The organism is Flavobacterium sasangense DSM 21067 (assembly GCF_000686885.1).
Classification (GTDB): Bacteria; Bacteroidota; Bacteroidia; order Flavobacteriales; family Flavobacteriaceae; genus Flavobacterium; species Flavobacterium sasangense.
Genome location: NZ_JMLU01000003.1, coordinates 19391 through 44626, shown reverse-complemented (window position 1 = coordinate 44626; position 25236 = coordinate 19391). Strand labels below are relative to the sequence as shown.

28 protein-coding genes are annotated in these 25236 nt (G+C 32.2%); 13 read left to right on the top strand and 15 right to left on the bottom strand.

The annotated features are described in order from the left end of the window. Positions 1–3: 3 nt before the first annotated feature. On the bottom strand, positions 4–531 hold the full coding sequence (locus BP92_RS0103435; RefSeq protein WP_026724763.1) for a DUF4199 domain-containing protein: 528 nt from the start codon (positions 529–531) through the stop codon (positions 4–6). Positions 532–758: 227 nt separating this feature from the next. Here BP92_RS0103435 and BP92_RS0103430 point away from each other — a divergent pair, with 227 nt between their 5' ends. From BP92_RS0103430 to mtaB, 3 genes are all read left to right on the top strand, one after another. Continuing rightward, positions 759–1010 carry a type B 50S ribosomal protein L31 gene (locus tag BP92_RS0103430; RefSeq protein ID WP_026724762.1) on the top strand — a complete coding sequence of 84 codons (252 nt, stop codon included), beginning with the start codon at positions 759–761 and terminating at the stop codon, positions 1008–1010. A 118-nt stretch (positions 1011–1128) separates the two neighbouring features. Beyond that, entirely contained in the window at positions 1129–2304 is a 1176-nt protein-coding gene (locus BP92_RS0103425) for a GlmU family protein (RefSeq protein WP_026724761.1), read from the top strand. Positions 2305–2452: 148 nt separating this feature from the next. Then, positions 2453–3781, top strand: a complete 1329-nt coding sequence (gene mtaB, locus BP92_RS0103420; RefSeq protein ID WP_026724760.1) for a tRNA (N(6)-L-threonylcarbamoyladenosine(37)-C(2))-methylthiotransferase MtaB — start codon at positions 2453–2455, stop codon at positions 3779–3781. 40 nt (positions 3782–3821) lie between these two features. Here mtaB and BP92_RS0103415 read toward each other — a convergent pair whose 3' ends face one another. Continuing rightward, on the bottom strand, positions 3822–4103 hold the full coding sequence (locus tag BP92_RS0103415; RefSeq protein WP_026724759.1) for a GNAT family N-acetyltransferase: 282 nt from the start codon (positions 4101–4103) through the stop codon (positions 3822–3824). A gap of 52 nt (positions 4104–4155) precedes the next feature. On the opposite strand from BP92_RS0103415, the gene BP92_RS0103410 reads away from it, so the two are divergent. Genes BP92_RS0103410 through BP92_RS0103400 form a run of 3 tightly spaced genes read left to right on the top strand, consistent with a single transcriptional unit; the run spans position 4156 to position 6087 of the window. After that, on the top strand, positions 4156–4818 hold the full coding sequence (locus BP92_RS0103410) for an alpha/beta hydrolase family protein (RefSeq protein WP_035692843.1): 663 nt from the start codon (positions 4156–4158) through the stop codon (positions 4816–4818). Positions 4819–4820: 2 nt separating this feature from the next. Then, a complete protein-coding gene (locus tag BP92_RS0103405; RefSeq protein WP_026724757.1) occupies positions 4821–5711 on the top strand; it encodes a lytic transglycosylase domain-containing protein in 891 nt (296 codons plus the stop codon). 7 nt (positions 5712–5718) lie between these two features. Then, positions 5719–6087: a sulfite exporter TauE/SafE family protein gene (locus BP92_RS0103400; protein WP_026724756.1), complete on the top strand. Its 369-nt coding sequence runs from the start codon at positions 5719–5721 to the stop codon at positions 6085–6087. 418 nt (positions 6088–6505) lie between these two features. Here the strand turns inward: BP92_RS0103400 and BP92_RS0103395 are convergent, their stop codons facing one another. After that, positions 6506–7021: a hypothetical protein gene (locus BP92_RS0103395; protein ID WP_026724755.1), complete on the bottom strand. Its 516-nt coding sequence runs from the start codon at positions 7019–7021 to the stop codon at positions 6506–6508. A gap of 167 nt (positions 7022–7188) precedes the next feature. Between BP92_RS0103395 and rpmH the strand changes: the two genes are divergently transcribed. Both rpmH and carB read left to right on the top strand, forming a co-directional pair. Then, positions 7189–7350 carry a 50S ribosomal protein L34 gene (gene rpmH, locus BP92_RS0103385; protein WP_007136275.1) on the top strand — a complete coding sequence of 54 codons (162 nt, stop codon included), beginning with the start codon at positions 7189–7191 and terminating at the stop codon, positions 7348–7350. 173 nt (positions 7351–7523) lie between these two features. Then, positions 7524–10379 (top strand): carbamoyl-phosphate synthase large subunit, encoded by a 2856-nt coding sequence (gene carB, locus BP92_RS0103380; RefSeq protein WP_026724754.1) that lies wholly within the window; start codon positions 7524–7526, stop codon positions 10377–10379. 152 nt (positions 10380–10531) lie between these two features. Here the strand turns inward: carB and BP92_RS0103375 are convergent, their stop codons facing one another. The 5 genes from BP92_RS0103375 to BP92_RS0103355 all read right to left on the bottom strand — a co-directional run bounded on the left by BP92_RS0103375 (position 10532) and on the right by BP92_RS0103355 (position 14210). Continuing rightward, the gene (locus tag BP92_RS0103375; protein WP_026724753.1) at positions 10532–11074 is read right to left on the bottom strand and encodes a DUF4468 domain-containing protein; all 543 of its coding nucleotides are present in this window, start codon (positions 11072–11074) and stop codon (positions 10532–10534) included. Positions 11075–11330: 256 nt separating this feature from the next. Further along, a complete protein-coding gene (locus BP92_RS0103370) occupies positions 11331–12416 on the bottom strand; it encodes a hypothetical protein (protein ID WP_150111861.1) in 1086 nt (361 codons plus the stop codon). Positions 12417–12585: 169 nt separating this feature from the next. Beyond that, positions 12586–13260, bottom strand: a complete 675-nt coding sequence (locus tag BP92_RS0103365) for a hypothetical protein (RefSeq protein ID WP_026724751.1) — start codon at positions 13258–13260, stop codon at positions 12586–12588. A 41-nt stretch (positions 13261–13301) separates the two neighbouring features. Continuing rightward, a complete protein-coding gene (locus BP92_RS0103360) occupies positions 13302–13841 on the bottom strand; it encodes a YceI family protein (RefSeq protein WP_026724750.1) in 540 nt (179 codons plus the stop codon). Positions 13842–13856: 15 nt separating this feature from the next. Next, entirely contained in the window at positions 13857–14210 is a 354-nt protein-coding gene (locus BP92_RS0103355) for a c-type cytochrome (RefSeq protein ID WP_150111860.1), read from the bottom strand. A 25-nt stretch (positions 14211–14235) separates the two neighbouring features. Here BP92_RS0103355 and BP92_RS0103350 point away from each other — a divergent pair, with 25 nt between their 5' ends. From BP92_RS0103350 to BP92_RS0103335, 4 genes are read left to right on the top strand one after another with little or no spacing between them, the layout of a single operon-like run. Next, positions 14236–14640, top strand: coding sequence for an OB-fold protein (locus BP92_RS0103350; protein ID WP_150111859.1), 405 nt, complete (start codon positions 14236–14238; stop codon positions 14638–14640). Between the two features lie 9 nt (positions 14641–14649). After that, positions 14650–15165 (top strand): ankyrin repeat domain-containing protein, encoded by a 516-nt coding sequence (locus tag BP92_RS0103345; protein ID WP_026724747.1) that lies wholly within the window; start codon positions 14650–14652, stop codon positions 15163–15165. A 3-nt stretch (positions 15166–15168) separates the two neighbouring features. Further along, on the top strand, positions 15169–15936 hold the full coding sequence (locus tag BP92_RS0103340; RefSeq protein WP_026724746.1) for a T9SS type A sorting domain-containing protein: 768 nt from the start codon (positions 15169–15171) through the stop codon (positions 15934–15936). Between the two features lie 10 nt (positions 15937–15946). Next, positions 15947–16825, top strand: coding sequence for a DUF5777 family beta-barrel protein (locus tag BP92_RS0103335; protein ID WP_026724745.1), 879 nt, complete (start codon positions 15947–15949; stop codon positions 16823–16825). Between the two features lie 66 nt (positions 16826–16891). Here the strand turns inward: BP92_RS0103335 and BP92_RS0103330 are convergent, their stop codons facing one another. The 5 genes from BP92_RS0103330 to rmuC all read right to left on the bottom strand — a co-directional run bounded on the left by BP92_RS0103330 (position 16892) and on the right by rmuC (position 22482). Next, a complete protein-coding gene (locus BP92_RS0103330; protein WP_051604374.1) occupies positions 16892–18952 on the bottom strand; it encodes an FG-GAP-like repeat-containing protein in 2061 nt (686 codons plus the stop codon). A gap of 26 nt (positions 18953–18978) precedes the next feature. Further along, on the bottom strand, positions 18979–20097 hold the full coding sequence (locus BP92_RS0103325; protein WP_026724743.1) for a hypothetical protein: 1119 nt from the start codon (positions 20095–20097) through the stop codon (positions 18979–18981). Positions 20098–20174: 77 nt separating this feature from the next. Next, positions 20175–20726: an acyl-CoA thioesterase gene (locus tag BP92_RS0103320; RefSeq protein WP_026724742.1), complete on the bottom strand. Its 552-nt coding sequence runs from the start codon at positions 20724–20726 to the stop codon at positions 20175–20177. Between the two features lie 5 nt (positions 20727–20731). Further along, entirely contained in the window at positions 20732–21082 is a 351-nt protein-coding gene (locus BP92_RS0103315) for a 6-phosphogluconate dehydrogenase (RefSeq protein ID WP_150111858.1), read from the bottom strand. 11 nt (positions 21083–21093) lie between these two features. Next, positions 21094–22482 (bottom strand): DNA recombination protein RmuC, encoded by a 1389-nt coding sequence (gene rmuC, locus BP92_RS0103310; RefSeq protein WP_026724740.1) that lies wholly within the window; start codon positions 22480–22482, stop codon positions 21094–21096. Positions 22483–22881: 399 nt separating this feature from the next. Between rmuC and BP92_RS0103305 the strand changes: the two genes are divergently transcribed. Continuing rightward, positions 22882–23448 carry a pseudouridine synthase gene (locus BP92_RS0103305; RefSeq protein ID WP_026724739.1) on the top strand — a complete coding sequence of 189 codons (567 nt, stop codon included), beginning with the start codon at positions 22882–22884 and terminating at the stop codon, positions 23446–23448. A 60-nt stretch (positions 23449–23508) separates the two neighbouring features. Here the strand turns inward: BP92_RS0103305 and BP92_RS0103300 are convergent, their stop codons facing one another. Both BP92_RS0103300 and BP92_RS0103295 read right to left on the bottom strand, forming a co-directional pair. Then, the gene (locus BP92_RS0103300) at positions 23509–24270 is read right to left on the bottom strand and encodes a dienelactone hydrolase family protein (protein WP_026724738.1); all 762 of its coding nucleotides are present in this window, start codon (positions 24268–24270) and stop codon (positions 23509–23511) included. Between the two features lie 70 nt (positions 24271–24340). After that, positions 24341–25126, bottom strand: a complete 786-nt coding sequence (locus BP92_RS0103295; RefSeq protein ID WP_026724737.1) for an ABC transporter ATP-binding protein — start codon at positions 25124–25126, stop codon at positions 24341–24343. Positions 25127–25236 lie beyond the last annotated feature (110 nt).

Sequence of the window (25236 nt, the reverse complement as noted above, 5' to 3'; positions counted from 1 at the left end):
TATTTAGAATACAGGTTTGTCTTTTTTGAAGATAGCAGCTAAAATGGCACCAAATATGGCAGAGCCAACAATACTCCATATACTTCCTTTTAGTTGTTCAATAGTTGAAAATTGATTGTAATCTTTCATTTTATCAACAGTTTCTTTTATGGCAGATGTTGGTGTTCCAAATTTCTCTAACATTTGAACAGTTGACTCAAGTGTAAGTTCTTTTAAACGAATTGCCGCTTCTGGATCAATTACATTGAAAAGTAAAATATTATAAATAACGGAAATTGCAATACCAATTAGTGCTGAAATAAAATAAGTAGTAAAGCCTTCTTTGAAACTCATGTAACCACCTAAATCTTTTTTAGTTTTAACTAATAAAACACAACCTATAATTATGTATACAGCCAAAATAGAGAGACCTAACCACCATTTTGTCATTAAAGCTAGATCTACAATGTAGATTGATGTTGTAATCAACACACTTAACACTCCAGTGATAATACCAAAGGTAATTCCGTTCTTTTTGATAATTTCGTTCATAGTTTGTTTTGGTTTAATTAATTTACAAATATAAGAATTCTAATCGTTGTAGGATAAGAGTTAAAAAATAAAAAAAAGTTACAGAAACATTGGTAAATTAAAAATTAAATGTAATTTTGCACTCTCAAATAAAAAAGTTTATAAACCAAAAGGTTATAAAATGTTTACACCTTTATAGAGATAAAGCCGCGAAACAAATTATAATCGCTTAATAAAAGATTTACAAAATGAAAAAAGGTATTCACCCAGAAAATTACAGATTAGTTGCATTTAAAGACATGTCAAATGAAGATGTTTTTATCACTAAATCTACAGTAGAAACTAAAGAAACTATTACTCACGAAGGTGTTGAGTATCCAGTTTTCAAAATGGAGATTTCTAGAACGTCTCACCCTTTTTACACAGGTAAATCTAAACTTATTGATACTGCAGGTCGTATCGATAAATTCAACAGCAAATACGCTAAAAAAGCTAAATAATTTTTCGCTTTTTCAAAATAGAGAAAAGCTTCACCTAGGTGAGGCTTTTTTTATTGCTTAAATCTTCCTACTTTTGAGTATTGTTTTACACAATTCATCACTTTAACAATTCAACATAATGAACTATATACTTTTTGACGGAACTGTTCGCAATGCCTTACTTCCTTTTACTTTTACACGTCCAGTAGCTGATATTCGTATCGGAATTTTAACCATTCGTGAAAAGTGGGAAAAATATTTAGGTTACACCACTACAACGCTTACCGAAGAATATTTGATGGAGAAATATCCAATGGTAGAAATGGAACAAAACATCATGATTAACGCTTCATTTTTACCCAATCCGATTTTAATTGATATGGTTCAAAATCTGAATCCAAAAGAAGCGATTCTTTTTGGAGAAGAAATTATAGCTTTTCATACACATGATACGCAAGAAGATATCGATTTTGATGAATATGAATTAATTGAATACGAAGGAGATGTTTTAAGAATCGAAAACACTTGGGATATTTTTGCAAAAAATGATGCAGCAATTCGTGAAGATTTCGAATTGTTAACCGAAGATAGATTTTCCCAACCGATTCCAAAAAGCGTCAACGTAATTGCTCCAGAAAATATTTTCATTGAAGAAGGAGCAAAATTAGAATTTGTAACCTTAAATGCTTCAACCGGACCAATTTACATCGGGAAAAATGCTGAAATCATGGAAGGTTCAGTTATTCGAGGACCTTTTGCTTTGTGTGAAGAAGCGCAAGTAAAATTAGCGACAAAAGTGTATGGAGCAACAACTGTTGGACCTCATTGTCGTATTGGAGGCGAAGTGAATAACTCGGTTTTATTTGGCTATTCTAATAAAGGTCATGATGGATTTTTAGGAAATTCGGTTTTAGGAGAATGGTGTAACATTGGAGCCGATTCAAATAATTCCAACTTAAAAAATAATTATGAAGAAGTACGCTTGTGGAGCTATGAAACCGAAGGTTTTGCAAGAACAGGTTTGCAATTCTGCGGATTAATGATGGGTGATCACAGTAAATGCGGTATCAACACGATGTTTAATACTGGGACTGTAGTTGGAGTTTCAGCTAATATTTTTGGTTCTGGATTTCCAAGAAATTTTGTACCAAGTTTTTCATGGGGTGGTGCTTCAGGATTTACCACTTACATCACTAAAAAAGCTTTCGAAACCGCTAAAATTGTAATGAGTCGACGTCACGTAGAATTTACGGAACAAGACGCTAAAATCTTAGAACACGTTTTTGAAGAAACAAAGAAATATAGAAAAGAGTAATATAATTTGAAAATTTGAAGATGTATTGATTTGAAAATTACTTTGACTCTAATTACATTTTCAGATTTTCAAATGAAATAATTTTCAAATTTCTCTATCTTTGCACTCTCAATTTTTTGACAACGATTTCATTAATTGAGTTTTACTTATGGAAAACAAGAAAAAAGTCGCATTCTACACTTTAGGATGCAAATTAAACTTCTCAGAAACGTCTACTATTGCACGTGATTTTCAAAATGAAGGTTTTGAACGTGTTGATTTTGAAGAAATTGCAGATATTTATGTAATCAATACCTGTTCGGTTACCGATAATGCGGATAAGCAATTCAAGCAGATTGTTAAAAAAGCAATGAAGCTGAATGCTAAAGCGTTTGTTGCTGCAGTTGGTTGTTATGCCCAATTAAAACCAGAAGAATTAGCCGCAGTTGATGGTGTGGACTTGGTTTTAGGTGCAACAGAAAAATTCAAAATCACCGATTATATTAATGACTTGTCGAAAAACGACATGGGTGAAGTGCATTCATGCGAAATCGAGGAAGCGGATTTTTATGTCGGAAGTTATTCGATTGGCGATAGAACTCGAGCTTTCTTAAAAGTACAAGACGGTTGCGATTACAAATGTACGTATTGTACAATTCCATTAGCTCGTGGAATTTCTAGAAGTGATGCATTGGAAAATGTATTAAAAAACGCTAAAGAAATTTCAGAACAAGGCATTAAAGAAATTGTTTTAACCGGTGTAAATATTGGCGATTACGGAAAAGGAGAATTTGGAAATAAAAAACACGAACACACTTTCTTAGATTTAGTAAAAGCACTAGATGAAGTAGAAGGAATCGAACGTTTGCGAATTTCTTCCATCGAACCAAATCTTTTGAAAAACGAAACAATTGAATTCGTATCGCAAAGTCGAACATTCGTTCCGCATTTTCATATTCCATTGCAATCGGGTTCTAATGATGTTTTGAAAAAAATGAAGCGTCGTTATTTGCGTGAAGTGTACACAGAACGTGTAGCTAAAATTCGTGAAGTAATGCCTCACGCTTGTATTGGAGTAGATGTAATTGTAGGATTTCCAGGTGAAACCGATGAATATTTCTTAGAAACGTATCATTTCTTAAATGATTTAGATATTTCTTATTTACACGTTTTTACCTATTCGGAAAGAGATAATACTGAAGCGGTAGAAATGGATGGAGTAGTACCAATGAACGTGCGTTCGAAAAGAAGTAAAATGCTACGCGGACTTTCGGTAAAGAAAAGAAGAGCTTTTTACGAAAGTCAAATTGGAACCAACAGAACGGTTTTATTCGAAAGTGAAAACAAAGAAGGCTACATTCACGGATTTACAGAAAATTACGTAAAAGTAAAAACACCTTGGAATCCAGAATTGGTAAACACGCTTCACGAAATTAATCTGACCAAAATAGACGAAGACGGAAGCGTAAGAATGGAATTTCTAAACGTAGAAGCATAAAAAAATCCCAAGTTTAATAGACTTGGGATTTTTCTTAGAATTAAATCTTAATTCCAGGAGGCAACATTTCTTGAAATTTTCGATTCTTTCTAAAGAAACTGATAAATTTTGCGTGTGTTGGAACGACTTTTAATTTTCGTTCTTGTGCTAGTTCTAAAACGGTTTTGATAAATTCGTTGTGTAACTCTTCATCTTCGTTATTATTGCTGCAAAATTTAGTCAAAAACAACTTGCGTTCTTGTATCGAGTATTCAATCGCAACTAAACCTGTATCAGTAATAATTTCAAATTGTCTTAAAAGTTCATTATCTTTGATTTCCATGATGCCTTTCAATTAAGGTGCAAATTTACGAAACTTTTTTAAAATAATGGTAATGAGTAAGATTCCAGTTTATTTTATGCCTGGCTTGGCTGCAAGTCCTACTATTTTCGAAAACATACAATTACCAGAAGACCAATTTGAAATGCATTTTTTGGAATGGTTTTTGCCCAATAATAAAGAAAGTATTGAAAGTTACGCACTTCGAATGACTGAGAAAATTCAGCATGAAAATCCAGTTTTAGTTGGAGTTTCTTTTGGAGGGGTTTTGGTTCAGGAAATGGCAAAGCAAATGCAAGTTCGTAAAGTAATTATCATTTCAAGCGTTAAATCGAATACCGAATTTCCACAGCGTTTTAAAGTTGCGAAGACAACAAAAGCGTATAAGTTAATTCCAACCCAACTTTTGGCTGATATTGAAAAATTGGTTAAATATGCATTTGGAGATAACATCGTAGCGAAACGATTGAAGTTGTATGAAAAGTATTTATCGGTTCGTGATAAGCAATATTTGGATTGGGCGATTGAGACTATATTGTGTTGGAAACAAAAAGAAGTCAACGAAGCTGTTGTTCATATTCATGGTGATGCAGATGAGGTTTTTCCAATCAAAAACATCCAAAAATGTATTGTGGTAAAAGGCGGGACTCACATCATGATAATTAATAAGTTCAAGTGGTTGAATGAAAATTTACCTAAATTAATTTTAAACGAATAAAAATGAAAAAGCATATGAAGAAGATAGTGATTTTAGGAGCGGTTGCTGTATTGGCAAGTTTCTTAATTTATGGAGTAGTTTCAGATGATACAAAATATTCTCCAGTAGGTTATAGTTTGAAAATGGACTTTTCTGGTGAAGAAGTACCAACGTTTATGGCAGATGTTCAAGAGCGTTTGGATAAAGAAATGATTACCAATATGAATTATCATACGAATACCACTTTGGTCATTAAACGTGCGAATAAAGTGTTTCCAATAATAGAACCGATTCTTGCTAAATATGGAGTTCCAGATGATTTTAAATATTTGGCAGTTATTGAAAGTAGTTTGGTGAATGCAGTTTCTCCTGCTGGAGCAAGAGGTGTTTGGCAATTTATGCCAGCAACAGCTAAAGAAAAAGGAATGGAAGTAAGTGATGAGGTAGACGAACGTTATCATTTAGAAAAATCAACCGAAGCGGCTTGTAAATATTTACTAGGTGCTAAAGAAAAATTTGGTTCTTGGACATTAGCCGCAGCTTCATATAATGGTGGAATGAATGGAATTTTTAAAAAAATGGAAGAACAACAAGTTGATAATTATTACGATTTGTTGTTAACCGAAGAAACATCACGTTATGTTTTCCGAATTTTAGCTTTGAAAGAAATCATGAAAAATTCAGACAAGTATGGTTTTTCAATACCAAAAGAAGCTTTGTATTATACTATTCCAACCAAAAAAATAGTAGTTGATTCTTCGATTACGGATTTAGCAAAGTTTGCCAAAACACAAGGTGTGAATTACAAGATTTTAAAAATTCACAATCCTTGGTTACGCGATAAAAAACTAACAAATACTTCAGGAAAAAAATATGAAATCGAAATCCCAACTTCAGGATATCATAAAGAATAAGCGCCCGATGGATATTCAAATTGTTTTATCTTTAGTTTTAATCGGTGTTTTAGCTGGAATCCTGAGTGGATTAGTTGGAGTAGGAGGTGGTGTAATTATGGTACCATTGTTGGTTTTGCTTTTAGGGTTCAATCAACATCAAGCTCAAGGAACTAGTTTGGCGGTTTTAGTTGTTCCAGTTACAGCAGTTGCTGTTTACACGTATCATAAAGAAGGTTTTATCGATTGGAGATATGTGGGAATAATTGCGATGTTCTTTGTTATTGGAGGTTATTTTGGAAGTAAAATAGCGGTTGGTTTAGATCAAAAAATGCTAAAAAAAGTATTTGGATTTATTCTTTTGTTAATTGCCGGAAAGATGTTACTGGGAAAATAAAAATCATACAGAAAATCAATAAAGTTTTGAGAGGGTAGAGTAGAATTTAAAAAACTCAAAAGTTTGCTTTTCTGTATGAATTTTTAATATTACGCTTAGTGTTTTCTTCTAGATATTAATTTCTAAAAACGTAACATTTTTTAAGGACTAAAAAACCACTATAACTTTTAATCTTTTCATGTTTATTTAATAGATTTTTTAAAAGTTGGAATTTCCCCTTTTCCATCTTTTTATAATAAATCTTCTCATAAAAATTATAGTGGATATTTAATTTTAGGGGAATTTTTATTTTTTACTTAGCTAAACTATTAAAAAGAAATATTCAAAGCTAAAAAACTCGTCAAACGAAAAGATAACTCGATAAATAAACAAAAAAAGCACCTAAAAAAGGTGCTTTTGTGTGTTGAAAATGAATAAATTACATTTTTTTCATTTGCTCTTTCATCATTTTAATCTGATCTTTTAGCATATTTTGCTTGTCTAATTTCTTTGCTTCATTTAATAAGTTGGTAGCTTCAATTTTTCTTCTACGTGTCATGGCGATACCCGCTAATTGTAATTTTGCTAAAGCTAAATCTTGGTCCATCGACAGCCCTAAAGCAATTGCTTTTTTGAAATATTTTTCAGCTTCAATTAAATTCGTTTGAGAAACCATTAAGCCGTGTAAGTAATTAAAATAGCCTTGTTGTTTTTTTACTAAAGCAGCTTCTGGGTTTTTAATATAAGACAACCATTTTTGCGCTCCTGGAAAATCTTGCTTTCTTAATTTTAAAAATGCTAATAAAATAAATTCATTTTTAAAGTACAAGAAAATAAAAATGGTAGAAAACAAAAGTAAAAAGATTCCATTACCAATGTTGTTTTCTGTGAATTGATAGATTCCGAAAGCAATAATTAACGCTGCTAAAACTAATTTGATATTTTTGTGAAACATGTTGTATTTTTTTGTTGAGTGCAAAGGTAATAAAATCAATTAAAAATATTTTTAAAAAAGTATTTGCGAATGAAAAAAGTCTTTGTATATTTGCACTCGGTTTTCAGGATAGGAAACCTATGAGTTTTAAAAAAGATTTTTATTTATAGATTTTAAAAGATACTACAATGAGTAAGAGAACGTTTCAACCATCAAAAAGAAAAAGAAGAAATAAGCACGGTTTCATGGATAGAATGGCTTCTGCTAATGGAAGAAAAGTGCTTGCTCGTAGAAGAGCTAAAGGAAGACATAAGTTAACTGTTTCTTGCGAACCAAGACACAAAAAATAATGTTTTAGCTTAAAACAATATATCAGCCGTTACTTTTATTAGTAGCGGCTTTTTTTTAAACTGTTTATAAAATTTGAATAAGTTTTAAAGTGCTTTTTAGTGCAACCCTTTGAAAATTAGTAATTTTATAATCGCAATATAACTACAACCCACAACAACAAAACAACAACACAATGCCTAAAGACACCACAATCAAATCGGTTTTAATTATTGGATCTGGACCTATTGTTATTGGTCAAGCTTGCGAATTTGACTATGCAGGTTCTCAATCAGCTCGTTCACTTCGTGAGGAAGGAATTGAAGTTATCTTAATTAACTCAAATCCTGCAACCATTATGACCGACCCATCCATGGCTGATCATGTTTACTTAAAACCACTTACCACAAAATCAATCATCGAAATCTTAAAAGCACATCCACAAATTGATGCTGTTTTACCAACAATGGGTGGGCAAACTGCACTTAATTTAGCGATTGAAGCTGATGAAAAAGGAATTTGGAAAGATTTTGGAGTGCGATTAATTGGTGTAGATATCAATGCTATCAACATTACCGAAGATAGAGAGCAATTCAAAAACTTATTAAATAAAATCGGAATTCCGCAAGCGCCGGCTAAAACAGCTAATTCTTTCTTACAAGGAAAAGAAATTGCTCAGGAATTTGGGTTTCCATTGGTAATTCGTCCTTCGTTTACATTAGGAGGAACTGGAGCAGCAATTGTTTACAAAAAAGAAGATTTTGATGGTGCTTTAACTTACGGTTTAGAAGCATCACCAATCCACGAAGTACTGATTGATAAGGCTTTAATGGGTTGGAAAGAATACGAATTAGAATTGTTGCGCGATAGTAATGACAACGTAGTTATCATCTGTACTATCGAAAATATGGACCCAATGGGAATTCATACTGGAGATTCGATTACAGTAGCACCAGCGATGACTTTATCAGATACGACATTCCAAAAAATGCGTGATATGGCGATTTTAATGATGCGCTCTATCGGAAATTTTGCTGGAGGTTGTAATGTGCAATTCGCAGTTTCGCCAGATGATAAAGAAGATATTGTAGCGATTGAGATTAATCCTCGTGTATCTCGTTCTTCTGCATTGGCTTCAAAAGCTACGGGTTATCCAATTGCAAAAATCGCATCGAAATTAGCTTTAGGATACAATTTAGATGAATTACAAAATCAAATTACAAAATCAACTTCAGCTTTATTTGAGCCAACGTTAGATTATGTAATCGTAAAAATACCAAGATGGAACTTCGATAAATTTGAAGGTTCTGATAGAACGTTAGGACTTCAAATGAAATCAGTTGGAGAAGTAATGGGAATTGGACGTTCGTTCCAAGAAGCGCTTCACAAAGCTACTCAGTCGTTAGAAATCAAACGTAATGGGTTAGGAGCAGACGGAAAAGGCTATAAAAACTACGAACAAATCATCGAGAAATTAACTTTCGCGAGTTGGGACAGAGTTTTCGTAATTTATGATGCTATTGCGATGGGAATTCCATTGAGTAGAATTCATGAGATTACTAAAATCGACATGTGGTTTTTGAAACAATATGAAGAATTATTCCATTTAGAAAGAGAAATTTCGAATTACAAAGTAGATACGTTACCAAGAGAATTGCTGTTAGAAGCAAAACAAAAAGGATACGGAGACCGCCAAATTGCGCACATGATGGGTTGTTTGGAAAGTCAAGTACACAAATTACGTGAAGAACAAAATATCAAACGTGTTTACAAATTAGTAGATACGTGTGCGGCAGAATTTAAAGCGGTAACACCTTATTTCTACTCGACTTTTGAAGCTGAAATTGAAAAAGCAGACGGAACGAAATACGTTCACAACGAAAGTATTGTTACCGATAAGAAAAAAGTAGTGGTTTTAGGTTCGGGACCAAATAGAATTGGTCAAGGAATTGAGTTCGATTATTCATGTGTTCACGGAGTTTTAGCTGCTAAAGAATGTGGTTATGAAACTATCATGATTAACTGTAACCCAGAAACGGTTTCTACCGATTTTGATACAGCCGATAAATTATATTTCGAGCCTGTTTTTTGGGAACATATTTATGATATCATCCAACACGAAAAACCAGAAGGTGTAATCGTTCAGTTAGGTGGACAAACCGCTTTGAAATTAGCAGAAAAATTAGCAAAATACGGAATCAAAATTTTAGGAACTTCATTCGATGCTTTGGATTTAGCAGAAGACAGAGGGCGTTTCTCAGATTTGTTAACCGAATTAAACATTCCATTTCCTAAGTTTGGAATTGCTGAAAGTGCTGAAGAAGCATCAAAATTAGCGGATTCGTTAGACTTTCCATTATTAGTTCGTCCTTCGTATGTATTGGGTGGACAAGGAATGAAAATCGTCATCAACAAACAAGAATTAGAAGAACATGTAATTGATTTATTAAAATCGATTCCTGGAAATAAATTATTGTTAGATCATTATTTAGATGGCGCTATCGAAGCAGAAGCAGATGCGATTTGCGATGCGGATGGAAATGTGTACATCATAGGAATTATGGAACACATCGAACCTTGTGGAGTTCACTCGGGAGATAGTAATGCAACTTTGCCTCCTTTTAACTTAGGCGAATTTGTAATGCAACAAATTAAAGATCACACAAAGAAAATTGCCACAGCTTTAAAAACGGTTGGGTTAATCAACATCCAATTTGCGATTAAAGATGACACGGTATATATTATCGAAGCGAATCCAAGAGCTTCTCGTACCGTGCCGTTTATTGCAAAAGCGTATGGCGAACCGTATGTAAACTATGCAACAAAAGTAATGTTAGGTCACAATAAAGTAACTGATTTTGATTTTAATCCAAAACTGAACGGTTATGCGATTAAGCAACCGGTTTTCTCTTTCAGTAAGTTTCCAAATGTAAACAAAGCATTAGGACCAGAAATGAAATCAACTGGAGAAAGCATCTTATTCATAGATGATTTAAAAGATGATCAATTCTACGACTTGTACGCAAGAAGAAAAATGTACTTAACGAAGTAATACAAAAAATCCCAATCTTTCGATTGGGATTTTTTATTTTTGGCACGGAATACAATGCTTCGCAATATTTATACTTCACTTGATAAATTACCATCTGAAAACAAAAAAGCCTCAAATTAATGAAGCTTTTTTTAATGTATTTTGTAATCAAACTACCAGTCGCTTTTTGATGCGCTAGATTTAGCCATTTCTTTTTTAATGTCGCTTTTAATGGTTGCAATTGTAGAATTGATTTCTGCATAATAGGCTTTAAGAGTTTCCATTAATTTTGGATTATCCACCGCTTTTTCGGAAGCCAATTTATCAAACATTTTCTCTATAGTTGTTTCAGCACTCGACTTGATAAAGATATTTTTTATTTCGTATTTGTATTTGCCGTCTTTTGACATAATAGAAATAGTATAAAATATTTTAACTTTTGTCTCGCTTCCGTTTGCCTTAATCGTCATGAAAGAATACTGGGTATCAGTAACCGAAAAAGCTTCCTTATCCTGTTTAATTTTATCTTGTGTTTCTTTATAGATATTTACAAAGAACATTTTAGAGTTGTTAAACAAGTCATCTTTGGTTTTTCCTTCCGCAGATACAACTTCTGAGAAGATAATTTGCCCGTTTTCATTCAATGGGAAATCAAATTTTTCTTGGGCATTAATAGTGAACGTAGTCAATACTAATAATAAAAGGATTTTTTTCATGTTTATGGAGCTTGGTTTAATACTAGTTTAGTAGGATACAATGATAGTATATTTTTTTTAAAATAAAAAAACTTTAAAATAAAATAAGCGTTTCAATTTAATATATAATCAATACAAGTAATTTTAAATTGTTACAATTTAAAAGCTTGCATCAATATAAGTACTTGTTTATTTATATTATTGATTGGTTTGTATGATATATATTGACGTTTTTCTACAAGTTTATAATACTTGAAATGACATTTGCTTGTTGTTATTAATTCAAACAATTTTCGTTGTATAGTTTTATTCCTTCGGTTTGCTCCAAATCTTTTAATTTCTTCAAACATTCACACATTTTTATTTGATTATTTAAAAGTGAATAAATTGCAACAATATTATATAATGCATCAATCTTTCTGTTATCATTATTGTATGATTTCATAAAAAAATCTATTGCTTTATCGTATTTTTCATCTTCAAAAGCAATAATTCCGTTTTTAAAATTTTCTCCTGAAGATTTTAAATCCTCCAACTTTATTCCATAAATTTTATCAATTTCATCTACATCGTTAATAAAGTAAAATATTGGGGTTCCCTTATATGAACTTTCCTTATTTTTATAAGATTCGCTTTTTATTATAAATGAAATGTATATTTTATTGAAATTTTTAAAATCATTCAGACTCCAATCATTATATGTTTTTTCAATTATATTTTTTATATAATCTATTGCAATATTATTTTCAATTACATTTTTATCATCAGAATTATTTATCTCTAATTCTATTTTCTCTTTTTTTGGAAAAATTATAATGTTACCAACTAAGTTAAAATTTGGATAATTATTCTTTTTTAAAAAAATTTTGTGGATTTCTGATATAAAATTTTTATTTAAAGTAGGTGTAAAGTGTTCATTTGCAATTAAAATAGAATCGTTTGCGTGTTTATTTACATAATGATTTTTAACAATTGAGGATTTAACGAACCAAAGTTTTTCTAATTTGTCGATTTCATTAATTCCATTGATTCTTTGTATTACTATTAAAGTGTCTGAAGTGAGTTTTGTAATTTCATAACCAGACTCTAAAGAAATTCTCATGAAATTATTTTCCAAATTATAGTCTAAACAATCTTCTTCGTATGAATTTACAGGCTCGGAATCAATACATAGTTTTTTATTTGAAATTTTCCACTTATTAAATTTTGAAGATATAAATGATTCTGAAACATTTTTGCTTCCATCTATCATTCTGTTTTTTACTTTAATCCATTCTCCGGTCAAATAGTTACTATTAATTTGTGAATTTGCAATACTGCTAAATAACAGAAGTAATATAATTGATAAATATTTTGTCTTCATATAATTGTTAGTTAATACTATTAATTTTTTTAATGAAAATTATATTCATTTTTACCAAAAATATAAAAAAAATCTTATCATTTATTATGCTAGTTTTAAAAAAAAATATTTAGACAAAACAAAAGAAGCACTGATTTCTCAGTGCTTCTTATATTATAAAAGGTTAGTATTACATACCACCCATTTGTTTTTGGAACTCTTCCATAGTTACTTTTGTAAAACCTTCGCCTACTTTAAAAGCATCTGCAGGAATTTCTTTTGAAAACTTTGTAGCCGTCATAACCATGTCACCTTGTGCCGTTTGAATCGTCATTTCTAATGGATATCCTGCTAATTTAACTTTAGCTTCAGGAGATGATGGTGCTTGTGGTGCAATTGCATCTGTAACATAGAACGTACTTTTAGTTCCATCGTTCATTGTAATAGTCGCTTTGTAGCATTTAAAACCAACGATTTCCTTAGTGTCTTTTTTATCGTAAACAATTTCTTTAGCTTCATCTAAATTACTTAAACCTTTTGAAGTTTTAGAAGCATCTTCACCTACATCAGTAATTTCATATTTCATGCCCATTACCTCCATTGTCATTTTCGAATCTTTTTTGTTTGCAGATGGAACAATAGTTTTCATCAACATCATGCCGCCCATCATGCTCATATCGGTAGCTTGCATGGTTTCGTTAAAATGAACAGTGATAGTGCTTTCGCCCATAGCAGCCATTTCTTCACTTGCGCCCGGCATTGTCATGTTATAAGTTACAGAACCTTTTTTTAATTGTGTTTGTGCATTGGCTGTAATTCCTACAAATAACAACGCTGTTAATGCAATTTGTGTGATTTTTTTCATGTGAGTTTTTGTTTGTATAATAATGTAAATATAATAAAATACTATTTCAATACAAATTCAAAACGAACATTTACTTTCTTAGTAACTTTTTTACTCACTACACTTGGAATTTCAATGTCAAAGTCATCTGTATTGACGGTAAAGTCAGATACAATTTCTATGCCATCTTTTCCTTTTTTAATTTTTGCGATTATCGAAATATCTTTTGTTTTTCCGTGCAGTTCTAATTTTCCTTTTATGGTATAATTGGTTGCTGTTGTAGTAATTTTAGAAAGGTCGAAATTTTCTATTTTTCCTTTAAAAGTAGCTTTAGGGAATTTATCGCTTTCCACATAATTCTCGTTAAAATGTTCTTCCATTAACGCCACCTTAAATCGGAACCCTTTTAATAAGGCAAGTGAAGCAATTTCGCCAGTTTTGGTATTAATCACACAAGAAACACCTGAATTTTTTGCCTTTACTTCTTCAAATGAAGGCACTGAAGCTTCAAAAGTAATGGTTCCGGTTTTAGTGATTAATTTGTCTTGAGCGAATGAGAAATTGGTAATCAAAAGTAAAACCAAAAATAGTTTCTTTTTCATAAGTATAAGATTTAGTTATTGAGGAAAATTAGCATTTTGCCATTCGATGATGATGTTGATGTCGTTTTGTGATAATCTCGGTCCTCCCAAAGGCATAGCTCCAGATGTTCCTTCAACTCTTGAAATTCGGTCAATTAAATTATTTAAAACCGAAGCCTTTACATTCTCGTATGTAGTAAGAGAATTTGGTGCTCCAAAGTTGGTAGGGTTACCATGGCAGTTTAAGCAATTGTTTTGAATAATAGATCTTACATCGTTCTGATAGCTTATTGAAGTTGGGATTTCAGTTTCACTTAAATCAGAAATACTGTCTTCTGTACAACTTATCGTTGTAAAAATGAGCACTAACAAGGAGATTTTTTGTATCATTTTTTTCATTTTAAATATATTAGTTGTGACTAGAAAATTGAGATTTAGATTACTATTAGGTTCTGTTTTTGGATTATTACTATCCATTATCGCATTGTATTTTTTCTTGTATCAGTCACATCGGGACATAGCATCAGAAAATGCGGCTTTTGAGACTAGTGTGAGCGAATTATCGCAACGCTTTATTAACAATCCTGATTCTTCAACCGCTACTTATGCCGATCAAACTATTTCCATATACGGAAATGTTACCGCATTGGATTTAAAACAAAACAGTATAACTCTAGATAATAAGCTTATTGCTTTGCTAACTAAGGAAGAAATTAAAAAAGTGAAAAATGGCGATTTGGTAAAAGTAAAAGGCAGATTTATTGGATACGATGAACTTTTTGAAGAATTAAGAATGGATCAATGTATTATAGAAGATTAATTTTATAAGATGAAAAAATATTTTTTAATTATCCTTTTGATTGTCTCAAACGCAATTTTTTCTCAACCTACTATTTTTGATGTGGCCAGAAAAGGAACAGTTGCAGAAATGAATGCAATTTTATCCAATGCGCCTGATTTAATTGATTCACTTACTCCTCAAGGTTTTACGCCATTGATATTAGCTTGTTATAACGGCAATTTAGCGGTAGCTACTTTTTTAGTACAACAGAAGGCAAATGTAAATTTTAATAGCTCTAATGGAACAGCTCTTATGGCAGCTATTGTTAAAAATGATAAAACATTAACGGTGTTATTATTAGAAGCTAAAGCTAATATCGATTTGCAAGATAGAAACGGATTCACAGCATTACACTATGCGATTCAATTTAGAAATTATGAAATGATTGCTCTTCTTGTGCAATTTCAGGCCAATCCAAATATAAAAGATAATTCAGGTATGTCTCCAATTGATTATGCTTTACAACTAAAAGACGAACAAATTCAACAACTATTAAATTTATAAATTATGAAAAAAATTACACTATTATTTTATCTTTTGTCTAGTTACTATATTGCTGCTCAAGGATATTCAACAGGAACTGTTAACCTAAATTCAACAGCGGGAGTAGCAATGACAGCAAAAATCGATGTTGATGCTAATGTTACATTACGATTGACTGGACCTTCAGATCGTTGGTTTGCATTAGGTTTTGGGGCTACTTCTATGACTGCAGGAACTGATGTTGTGGTTTGTCATGCTAACACGGTTGCTTTGCCTTCATTTGATCGTTATTTGACAGGATTCGCAGCTCCTGTTTCTGACGGGGTTCAGCATTGGACAATTACCTCTAATACGGTTAGTGGCTCAGTTAGAACTATTATTGCTACAAGAGCATTAAGTACGGGAGATACTAATGATTACATATTTTCATCCAATCCAAATCCAATAAGTTTAATTTGGGCTTACGGAAGTACCGCTAACAACTATTCGTTAACTTATCATGGTGGAAGAGGAGTTGCTGCAGCTAATTTTACTTTAGGAAATAATGATTTCGAATTGTCAGCATTTAAAATGTATCCAAATCCTGCTAAAGATTATGTTATTATTGATTTATCTGATTTAACGGCTAATGCTACCGTTTTTATTTATGATTATTTAGGAAGACTTGTCAAAAAAGAATTATCAAATACAACTTCTTTAAGAATAGAAACATCCAATTTGCAAAAAGGAACGTATGTAGTTAAAGTTGCTTCTGAAAATGAACTCGCAACAAAAGTACTAATCGTTGATTAAAATTAATTTTATGAAAAAACTAATCTTATTTTCCTTTTTGTTTCCCTTTTTTGGATTTGCTCAAGATGATTTGTTAAACGAAATTGATTCTATTCCGCAAAATCAGAAAGTTGAATCGGCATTTAAATCTTTGAAAATTGTGAATTTAGAATCTACAAAATTAGCTTCAAAAGGTGATTTTTACTTCATTGTAGCGCACCGATTTGGATTTGTGAATAATGGATTTGATGATTTTTTTGGATTGGATAATGCCAATACCCAGTTGAAGTTTTTATACGGAGTAAACGATTGGTTAACCGTTCATATTTCGAGAAGTGGTTTTCAGAAAACATATGATGCTGCAGTTAAATATCGTTTATTTGCTCAAGGTGAGAATAATTTTCCGGTAACAATAGTTGGATTTAATAGCATTGCCGTTAATTCGGAATTAAAAAAGGAAAATTATCCAAATTTAAAATTCGAAAATCGTTTAGGATATGTAACTCAACTTTTAATTTCGCGTAAATTTTCAGAAAAGTTATCTTTAGAATTAGCTCCAACGGTTTTCCATGAAAATACATTACGTGATATTTTAGATGAAAATAATATGGTTATTTCTCCAAATCCTCAAGACAATACACAATATGCCATTGGAATAGGAGGTCGTTATAAATTAACCAAGCGTTGGTCGTTTAACGTAGATTATGCCGCTCATTTAAACAGAGCTAATGAATCTATTTACAAGAATCCATTATCAATAGGTTTCGATTTGGAAACAGGAGGTCACGTTTTTCAGATGCATTTTACTAACTCGACTGCAATGCATGAAACCGGATATTTAGGGCAAACCGTTGGCGATTGGACTAAAGGAGAATTTGGTTTCGGATTTAATTTAGTGAGAGTGTTTTAAATAAAGCAATAAAAAAAAGCTGATTCAAGTTTAAGAATCAGCTTTTTTTTAATGAGTTTAGTTGAATTATTTTTTTATAAAATTTTTAGAGTATTTTTCTCCGTCTGTAGTTTCAATGGATAAAATGTAAACACCTTGTGCTAATTCTGAAACAGAAAAACTAGAATTTGACAATGTAACTTCTTTTATCATGTTTCCAAGTGTTGAAATAATTGAAATACGCTTGATATTTAGCATTTCAGTATTTGAAAGTGTAATTATATCGCTTGAAGGATTTGGGTACAATTTAATAGAATTTAAGTTGTTATCAGCAACACTCAATGGGCTAGAACCTTCAATAATAGTTAAAGCTTGATTAATTGTTGGGTTATTTATTACATCAACTGTTCCTGATGGCCAAATTACAACCACTTGACTTACGGCAGTTGCAGTACCAATTCCAAAATGAGCATTCAATGTACTCATATGCCTAAATCCTTCACCGCTTCTGATATCTCTAATTTGTTTTCCAAACGCACCATAAATCTCAATTCGGGCACCTATACCATTTCTATTGCTTTGAACCCCTTGTAAATTGAATTTTATCCAATTGTTTCCATTTGGAACTGCATATTGAATAGTAGTTCCATTTTGAAAGTCTATAAATCCATCATTATTTAAATCACCTACTGCAGATACAGCTAATCCGCTATATGTTACAGGAGCGAAGATGTTATTACCTTGATTAAACATTATTTTATTTCCACCACCTAAAACATCTACTTTTCCATCATTATCAAAATCATAAGCTATATTATCTGTATTTGTTGATGCATTAGTATCCCATCCAGAGCCTGCAGTAATGTTAGAATAAGCTTCTTCCACACTATTTGAAGTGTCTAAATTATTTCTGAAAAAATTATGCGCTCCAGAACTTGCTGTAATAATGATGTCCATATCTCCATCGTTGTCAAAATCAGCAACAGCTGTTGACCATGTTTGAATCGGAGTAATATTAATTCCAGCTAATGCAGAAATATTAGTATACACGCCACTTCCGTCATTACGATATAATTCACATGGAGGTCCGGAACATTTTGAAACAAAAACATCAGAATCACCATCATTATCAAAATCAGTAAAAAGAGTAGCGTAATTTCCTGTTGTTGTAGCAATATTCATAGCTCCAGAAGTAACAGTTGATTGATAAAAAGTTAGACCACCACTGCCATTATTCAAATAATAACAACTAGGAGCAATATCATGACAAACGAATATGTCTAAATTTCCATCATTATTTAAATCTGAAAAATTTGTTCTTTGAGAAAAGATATATTGTCCAGGAGTATATGTTGTATAAGCTGTTCCAGTACTATTTGAAGTTAATATTGTAGCACCACTTCCGTTTCCTAATACAAGATCGTTAAATCCATCTCTGTTATAATCACCCGCCGCCATACTCCAATTTGGTTGTAAAACGGTTCCAGATAATGGATAATCTGTAACTGTATAAGTTCCAGGAGTAGAAGTTTGATAATGAATTCTCATATTAGCCGCGCTTATACCAACAATGTCATCTTTATAATCTCCATTCATGTCAACTACACAGATGTTGTAACCACTGTTAATAGTTGCCACTGTTTGTGTTGTATAAGTAATTGGTGCAGTAGGAATTAATATTGTACTCTCTGTAAGTTGAAAACTAAAACCAGTATTGTTAGTAGTATTTAACCATCTGTTATCCCAAACAATATAGTAAGTAGTTCCTGCAGTTACATTAAAATTAACAACAGAAGAATATCCAGAACCTGTATCGTCGTCTCCAGCAACACAAGTTAGAGAAGCACAATTTCCTGTGTAAATATGTAGACGTGTATCTTTTCTCGGAGTGTTTGCCGCAATATCAGATGAGATACTCACCGAAAAATTTTGTGTTGGTGTATAAGAATACCATTCTCCGGCAGGAATGTTCGCAACAGGAATTGCACCATTTGGAGCACAAAAAGTAGTTGGTTGTGTTCCGTTTATAACCCCAACGCTATAAATTCCTGAACCTGATAGTACAAAAGGACTAGCACAATTGTCTTGAGCAAAATTTGTTATAGAAAAGAGAAATGTTGATATAGTAAAAAGTAGCGTTTTTGTCATAGTTAAGTTGTTTTATAGTTTGGTGTTTAGTTACAAGGATTTAATGAATTAATCCATTCTTCTACGAGTTGAATTCCTTCTTCGTGGATTATTGTTCTTCCATGTAAAGGCATTCTGTAGGTTTCATCAACGGTATTTAATCTATGATAAAGCATAGATCTGTAAATATTTCCTGGAGTTACGATTTTTGATAATGCAGGTTCAAAATTTTGCATGTCTTGAGTGTCCACACATACGCCCATATTGGTTTGGTTGTTATACGTTTCAGAAAAAGCAAAACTCATAGGTCTGTAATCACAATGTCCATGTTCTTTATGACAATGAGCGCAATTAATATCGAAATAAGATCGAACTCTCTTCTCAAGTGGTTGTGTGTTATCATTGTAATTTACAATGGTGTTTGCCTCCGTAGGTAACGCAAAATTATCTAGCTTGCCTAACTCAATCCATTTGGTTAATTGATTTTTAGTTTCGCTACCATAATTGTATGTTTTGTTTAGGTTTTGAGGTTTAATCCCAATTGGAATATTTCTTTGAACATAATTTCCGCCTTCATAACTTTTTGTTTTATGACAAACGATACATTGGGCTTCATTTGGAATTCTATAATCAATAGTTCTCGTTACATTGTTGTCATCTCTAAAAGTGATGTTTTTAGTGCTTCCATTCAAATCAAGAACGGCTTCAGTTTGATCTTCATTCCAAACGTAATCAGCAAAAATCCATCCGTCTGATTTTCTAATCATCACTCTAGTTTCGATTATTCTTGTAGTATTTGATGGTTGTACATTATCATAATAAAAAGTTTTTATGATAGCAGACCCAACAGGTAAATCCAGAATTTCATCATCACTTGTATATGACGCTTTTGTACCATTTGGCATCCACACAAATCTTTTTTTGTGAGCGTAATCTGTGAAAAGGGAAGAAATTGGTTCGTAAGGAATAACATCCAAAGAAGGAATTTGATTTTTCATTTCACCTTCAAAGAATTTGTAATCAGATAGTTTCGGATAAGGGACTTGTGTTAAGTCAACTGTAACTGGTGAAACGGGAGTGTATTCTTCATCATTATCGTCTGAACAAGCATAAATAAGAAGAGAGATACTGATAATAAAAGCGTAAATCGAGTATTTTTTTATCATTTAGTTAAAGTTTGTTTGTATTGTTTGAAACAAATATAACTTTTTTTTCAAAACACCGATGATTTTGCAATTAAAATTTAAAACATTTTATCAGAAATTACAACATTATATTTTTTTAAATTATCAATCGCTTCTTTTGATTTATGATCAAAATTGGTCTCAATTTCTTTGGCTCTTTTTTTGTTTTCAATCCGATTAATACTATCGTAAAAGCGGCGAACTTCTTCTAAATTGGATAAAATAAGTTTGGGAACTTGAACATTTTTTCCGTTTTCATCTTTTGCCACCATGGTAAAATAACTCGAATTGCAATGTTTTTTTATTCCAGTTTGAATGTGTTCAGATGTTACACGAATTCCCACCACCATCGAAGTTTTACCAACATAATTTACGGATGCTTTCAAGGTTACCAATTCGCCCACATCCACAGGATTCAAAAAATCAACCGTATCCACAGAAGCCGTTACGCAATAACAACCCGAATATTTAGAGGCACAAGCAAAGGCAATTTGGTCCATAAGCTTCAACAAATAGCCACCATGTATTTTTCCACTAAAGTTAGAGTGGGATGGTAGCATTAATTCAGAAAGTGTAATTTTTGATGCATCAACAGTATTAGCAATTTCCATAAAAATTATTTTTCAAGTGAAACTTTAGTAACAAAATAGCGGGTATCACCCCACCAAAAGAAAGTTTTGTAGCGCTCTTCGTATTCTAAAGTTACTTTTTTACCTTGATTTTGTTTGAGTTGTTCAATAATAGCAGTTTCATTGTCCATTATAGAAAAAGCAAAAATTTGAGCACCAGAAATACCCTGACTCAATTCGCCCTCCCAAGTTTTTACTACAAAACCTTTGTGGCTAATTTTAATCAATTCACCCGAGCGGACTCCTTCACTATATGGTATATAATAAATAAAACTGAAGTAACCCACCGTTATTAGAGTTAGTGATAAAGCAATATAAAGAACAATTTTTCGTATCATAATTTTCTTTTTTAGTCGTTGTTATTTTCAGAAAGTAATGAAATTTCATCCGTTTCGTTAGCTCTTTTTAGAACAGCTTCTGGAAGTGCTTTTTTGGCTTTAGCTCCCATTTTTTTTAATTTTTCAACACTTGTGATAAGGTTTCCTTTTCCGTCAACCAGCTTGTTCATAGCGTTACCATATTCGATTTTAGCTTCGTCCATTTTCTTTCCAATTTTAATCAAATCGGAAACAAAACCTTCAAATTTATCATACAAAGCTCCAGCCTGACGCGCAATTTCAATCGCATTTTCTTGTTGTTTTTGGTTCGTCCACATGCTGTCAATCGTACGTAAAGTTGCCAAAAGGGTAGAAGGTGTAACAATCACAATATTTTTCTCAAAAGCTTTGTTATACAAAGTCGTGTCTTCATTTAAAGCCACTGCAAAAGCGGATTCGATTGGAATGAAAAGCAACACAAAATCTGGACTTTCCATGTGGTACAAATCGTGGTAATTTTTGCTACCCAATTGCTCCACATGACGATTTATCGAAACAATATGTTCTTTTAAATGTTGATTTTTTATATCCGAATCTTCTTCATTGATGTAACGTTCATAAGCGGTTAAGGTTACTTTCGAATCGATAATCATTTTCTTGCCATCAGGAAGATTGATTATAACATCGGGAAACACACGATTACCATCTTCCGTAACGTGACTTTGTTGTACAAAATATTCTCTGTCTTTTTCTAATCCCGATTTTTCTAACACGCGTTCTAAAACCAATTCACCCCAATTTCCCTGCATTTTGCTATCGCCTTTTAAAGCTTTGGTTAAATTGATGGTTTCCTTGCTCATTTGTTCGTTCATTTCGCGAAGTCCCAATATTTGTTGACGTAACGCGGCATGATAATCGATACTTTCTTTATGTGTGTCTTCGACTTTCTTTTCAAAAAGTTGGATTTTGTCTTGTAAAGGCGACAAAATATTTTTCAAATTCTCCTTGTTTTGCTCGGTGAATTTAACCGTTTTTTCTTCCAGAATTTTATTAGCTAGATTTTCAAATTCTTTAGTAAATTTTTCTTGAAGTTGCTCTACCTCTTGCTTTTGTTCTTTGTTTCGTTCTAATAAATTATCAAAATCATTTTCCTTTTTAGCCAAATGAATTGCTAAACTTTCTTTTTCTTTTTGAAGATTTTCTTTTTCGGATGAAAGTTGGGCAAGCGATTTTTCAAACTGATTTCTTTCGGTTTGAAATTGTACTTTCAATTGCTCCATTTGATTCAAAAGTCCGTTAATTCGTTCTTCTAAACCTGATTTTTCGGATTGAGATTGGGATGCGAATATTATTTTTCCAATAAAAATTCCAATTCCTAATGCAATAATAAATGCGGCAAGTACTAAAAGGGTTTGTGACATGGTGATTGATTTTTTTAATATGGTAAAGGTAGCAAAAAATAAAATTTTAAGATACCTTAGCTACTAAAACTCTTCTAAATTTTTATAAAAAGTATCTTTATCGATTGAATATTTCATTCGTCGATTTGTAAAGCTAATTGTTTGTTAAACTATTAAAAACAAGTGACTTGACTAAAAATATATCGTACTTTTACCATGTGATTTTGATTAGTTATTGAATATATCGTTAGTTACATATCTAAAAAGAGATTCAGTCGTTTATTCCTCTCAAGTTATAGTAGATCAGAAAAACGTAATAAATCAAAATCGACACAGGGAGGTCTTAAACAAGGCCTCCTTATTTTTTGTATCACTCCAACAGTTTTTAGTATCTTCGCCACACCAAAACGGAATTTCTAAATGCATCATCACTTTCTTATTCACAAGCCTTACGGTTATTTATCGCAGTTTATTTATCAATTAAAACGCAAGAAAAAGTTGTTGGGCGAATTATACGATTTTCCCGAAAACACTATGGCAATTGGTCGTTTAGACGAAGATTCAGAAGGATTACTTTTGTTAACTACCGACGGTATGATGAGCGAAATTGTTCGAAGCAAAAAAGTAGAAAAAGAATATTACGCTCAAGTTGATGGAATCATAACTGAAGAGGCGGTTGAGCAATTACGAAACGGTGTTGAAATCGGCTTGCACGGCAAAAAATACAAAACCAAAAAATGTAAAGCTTTTAAATTAGAATCTGTTCCCAATTTAGGCGAGCGCGGTAAAAAAATTCGAGATGAACGCCACGGTCCAACGTCTTGGGTTTCCATAACATTAACGGAAGGAAAATTTCGTCAAGTGCGTAAAATGACTTCAGCAGTTGGTTTTCCTACGTTGCGTTTGGTTCGTGTTCGTGTTGGAAACATTCATTTGAATGATTTAAAAGCGGGTGAGGTTACCGAAGTGAGTGGTTTTGATGTATAAAAAAAACAGCTACTTCAGGTGAAATAACTGTTTTAATATTCTGTATATTAATAGTGGGAATTATTTAAAAATCTCCATAAAAAACGCTTTCATCGCTTCCCAACTTCTTTTATCGGCTAATTCATTGTAAGCTGCACCTTTGCTGTTATCGCTTCCCGCATCTTTGTGTGTAAAAGCGTGAACTGAATTTGCGTAATAATTCATTTGCCAATCCGCTTTCGTTTCACGCATTTCGTTTTGGAAAGCTTCCACTTCTTTTGCAGGAACATAAGGATCATCAGCACCATGCAACACTAAAACTTTAGCTTTAATTTCATTCGTTGGACTATTCGCCGCTTTTCCTAAACCACCATGAAAAGAAACCACTCCTTTTACATTCAAGTTCCCACGAGCCGCTTCGATTGCGCCAGTTCCACCAAAACAATAGCCAATTACTGCGATTTGATTTTTATCAGCACCGGCTTTTACTAATTGATCAATCGCCAATTGAATTCTTTTTTGATATTCAGCAGGATTGTTTTTGTAGAAACCTGCATTTTTTCCAGCTTCACCCGTGTTTTTTGGATTGTTTCCAACGCCGTAAATATCAGCTACAAAAGCATGATAGCCTAATTTAGCTAAAGCTTCTGCTGATTCTTTTGAGTGCGCATCAACACCCATCCAAGCGGGTAAAACGATTATGCCAATTTTCTTTGGATTTGCTTTTTGTGCTTTAGCAAAAAAGCCTTCTAATTTTTGATTACCATCAGCGTAATCTACTTTTACTAATTGTCCAAAGCTATTCATAGTAGCTAGGATTAAGGTTAAATAAAGGTACTTCATAAATTTTTTTTAGTAAAATTATGAAAATTGAAAATTTGAAGCGTTAAACAAAAGGTAAAATTAGGATAAATTATTTGATTTTGAATTTGCCAATAGTAGCATCAAAAGTCAAATGTTCGGTATCAAACAACGAATTAAAAATCCCAATTTGAATTAAATTACAAGGTTGGTCTTGTACAATTTGGTTTGGAGTAAACACAATCATTTCATCAGTCATTTGAATCGCTAAATCGATGTCATGTGTAGAGTAGAGGATAGTTTTGCCAGTTTCGTGCGTAAGTTTTTGCAACAGTTTTAATAAAGTTGCTTTGTGAACCAAATCTAAATGAGTTGTAGGTTCGTCTAAAATAATAATCGAAGTATCTTGCGCCAAAGCACGAGCAATCAAAGCAATTTGTAACTGACCATCACTAATTTCATCGTGCTTTTTATGAATCAAATGTTGGATTTCGGTTAACGAAATAGCTTCTTCAATTTTGATTGTATCTTCATCGGATAAAGTGCCTAACCAATTGGTGTAAGGCTGTCTTCCTAAGGCGATGATTTCGTATACCGTTAAGTTACTTGGTGGTAATTTTTCGGTTAGAACGATGCTTAATTCTTGCGCTAAATCAAGTGGTTTATAACTTTGAAGCGATTTATGGAGTAAAGAAACTTCGCCTTGTATAGGTGGAATGATACCTGTTAATGTTTTTAGTAATGTTGATTTTCCAATTCCATTTTCACCAATTAATGCGATCAATTTTCCTTTTTCTAAACTAAGATTGATATTTTGAGCAATAGTTATCGTTTCCGATTTGGACTTGTAGCCAATCGAAAGGTTGTTGGTTTTTATGGTGAAATTTTGGTGGTTCATTTTTATTATATTGCCACGGATTAATTTTTAAACATTTAAGTCATATAAGTTGGAAGTATTTATAAAATTACATAAAAGTTCATTTAAGTTGATTTCTTATATTTCTTTAA

Coding starts and splice junctions, on each gene's coding strand:
- BP92_RS0103395 (WP_026724755.1), bottom strand. CDS start 7,021: ATGTTTCACAAAAATATCAAATTAGTTTTAGCAGCGTTAATTATTGCT.
- BP92_RS0103295 (WP_026724737.1), bottom strand. CDS start 25,126: ATGAACCACCAAAATTTCACCATAAAAACCAACAACCTTTCGATTGGC.
- BP92_RS0103335 (WP_026724745.1), top strand. CDS start 15,947: ATGAAAAAACTAATCTTATTTTCCTTTTTGTTTCCCTTTTTTGGATTT.
- BP92_RS0103315 (WP_150111858.1), bottom strand. CDS start 21,082: ATGATACGAAAAATTGTTCTTTATATTGCTTTATCACTAACTCTAATA.
- BP92_RS0103370 (WP_150111861.1), bottom strand. CDS start 12,416: ATGAAGACAAAATATTTATCAATTATATTACTTCTGTTATTTAGCAGT.
- rmuC (WP_026724740.1), bottom strand. CDS start 22,482: ATGTCACAAACCCTTTTAGTACTTGCCGCATTTATTATTGCATTAGGA.
- BP92_RS0103430 (WP_026724762.1), top strand. CDS start 759: ATGAAAAAAGGTATTCACCCAGAAAATTACAGATTAGTTGCATTTAAA.
- BP92_RS0103305 (WP_026724739.1), top strand. CDS start 22,882: ATGCATCATCACTTTCTTATTCACAAGCCTTACGGTTATTTATCGCAG.
- BP92_RS0103320 (WP_026724742.1), bottom strand. CDS start 20,726: ATGGAAATTGCTAATACTGTTGATGCATCAAAAATTACACTTTCTGAA.
- BP92_RS0103435 (WP_026724763.1), bottom strand. CDS start 531: ATGAACGAAATTATCAAAAAGAACGGAATTACCTTTGGTATTATCACT.
- BP92_RS0103300 (WP_026724738.1), bottom strand. CDS start 24,270: ATGAAGTACCTTTATTTAACCTTAATCCTAGCTACTATGAATAGCTTT.
- mtaB (WP_026724760.1), top strand. CDS start 2,453: ATGGAAAACAAGAAAAAAGTCGCATTCTACACTTTAGGATGCAAATTA.
- BP92_RS0103355 (WP_150111860.1), bottom strand. CDS start 14,210: ATGATACAAAAAATCTCCTTGTTAGTGCTCATTTTTACAACGATAAGT.
- BP92_RS0103425 (WP_026724761.1), top strand. CDS start 1,129: ATGAACTATATACTTTTTGACGGAACTGTTCGCAATGCCTTACTTCCT.
- BP92_RS0103325 (WP_026724743.1), bottom strand. CDS start 20,097: ATGATAAAAAAATACTCGATTTACGCTTTTATTATCAGTATCTCTCTT.
- BP92_RS0103415 (WP_026724759.1), bottom strand. CDS start 4,103: ATGGAAATCAAAGATAATGAACTTTTAAGACAATTTGAAATTATTACT.
- BP92_RS0103375 (WP_026724753.1), bottom strand. CDS start 11,074: ATGAAAAAAATCCTTTTATTATTAGTATTGACTACGTTCACTATTAAT.
- BP92_RS0103410 (WP_035692843.1), top strand. CDS start 4,156: ATGAGTAAGATTCCAGTTTATTTTATGCCTGGCTTGGCTGCAAGTCCT.
- BP92_RS0103360 (WP_026724750.1), bottom strand. CDS start 13,841: ATGAAAAAGAAACTATTTTTGGTTTTACTTTTGATTACCAATTTCTCA.
- BP92_RS0103345 (WP_026724747.1), top strand. CDS start 14,650: ATGAAAAAATATTTTTTAATTATCCTTTTGATTGTCTCAAACGCAATT.
- BP92_RS0103405 (WP_026724757.1), top strand. CDS start 4,821: ATGAAAAAGCATATGAAGAAGATAGTGATTTTAGGAGCGGTTGCTGTA.
- BP92_RS0103400 (WP_026724756.1), top strand. CDS start 5,719: ATGGATATTCAAATTGTTTTATCTTTAGTTTTAATCGGTGTTTTAGCT.
- BP92_RS0103340 (WP_026724746.1), top strand. CDS start 15,169: ATGAAAAAAATTACACTATTATTTTATCTTTTGTCTAGTTACTATATT.
- BP92_RS0103330 (WP_051604374.1), bottom strand. CDS start 18,952: ATGACAAAAACGCTACTTTTTACTATATCAACATTTCTCTTTTCTATA.
- rpmH (WP_007136275.1), top strand. CDS start 7,189: ATGAGTAAGAGAACGTTTCAACCATCAAAAAGAAAAAGAAGAAATAAG.
- carB (WP_026724754.1), top strand. CDS start 7,524: ATGCCTAAAGACACCACAATCAAATCGGTTTTAATTATTGGATCTGGA.
- BP92_RS0103365 (WP_026724751.1), bottom strand. CDS start 13,260: ATGAAAAAAATCACACAAATTGCATTAACAGCGTTGTTATTTGTAGGA.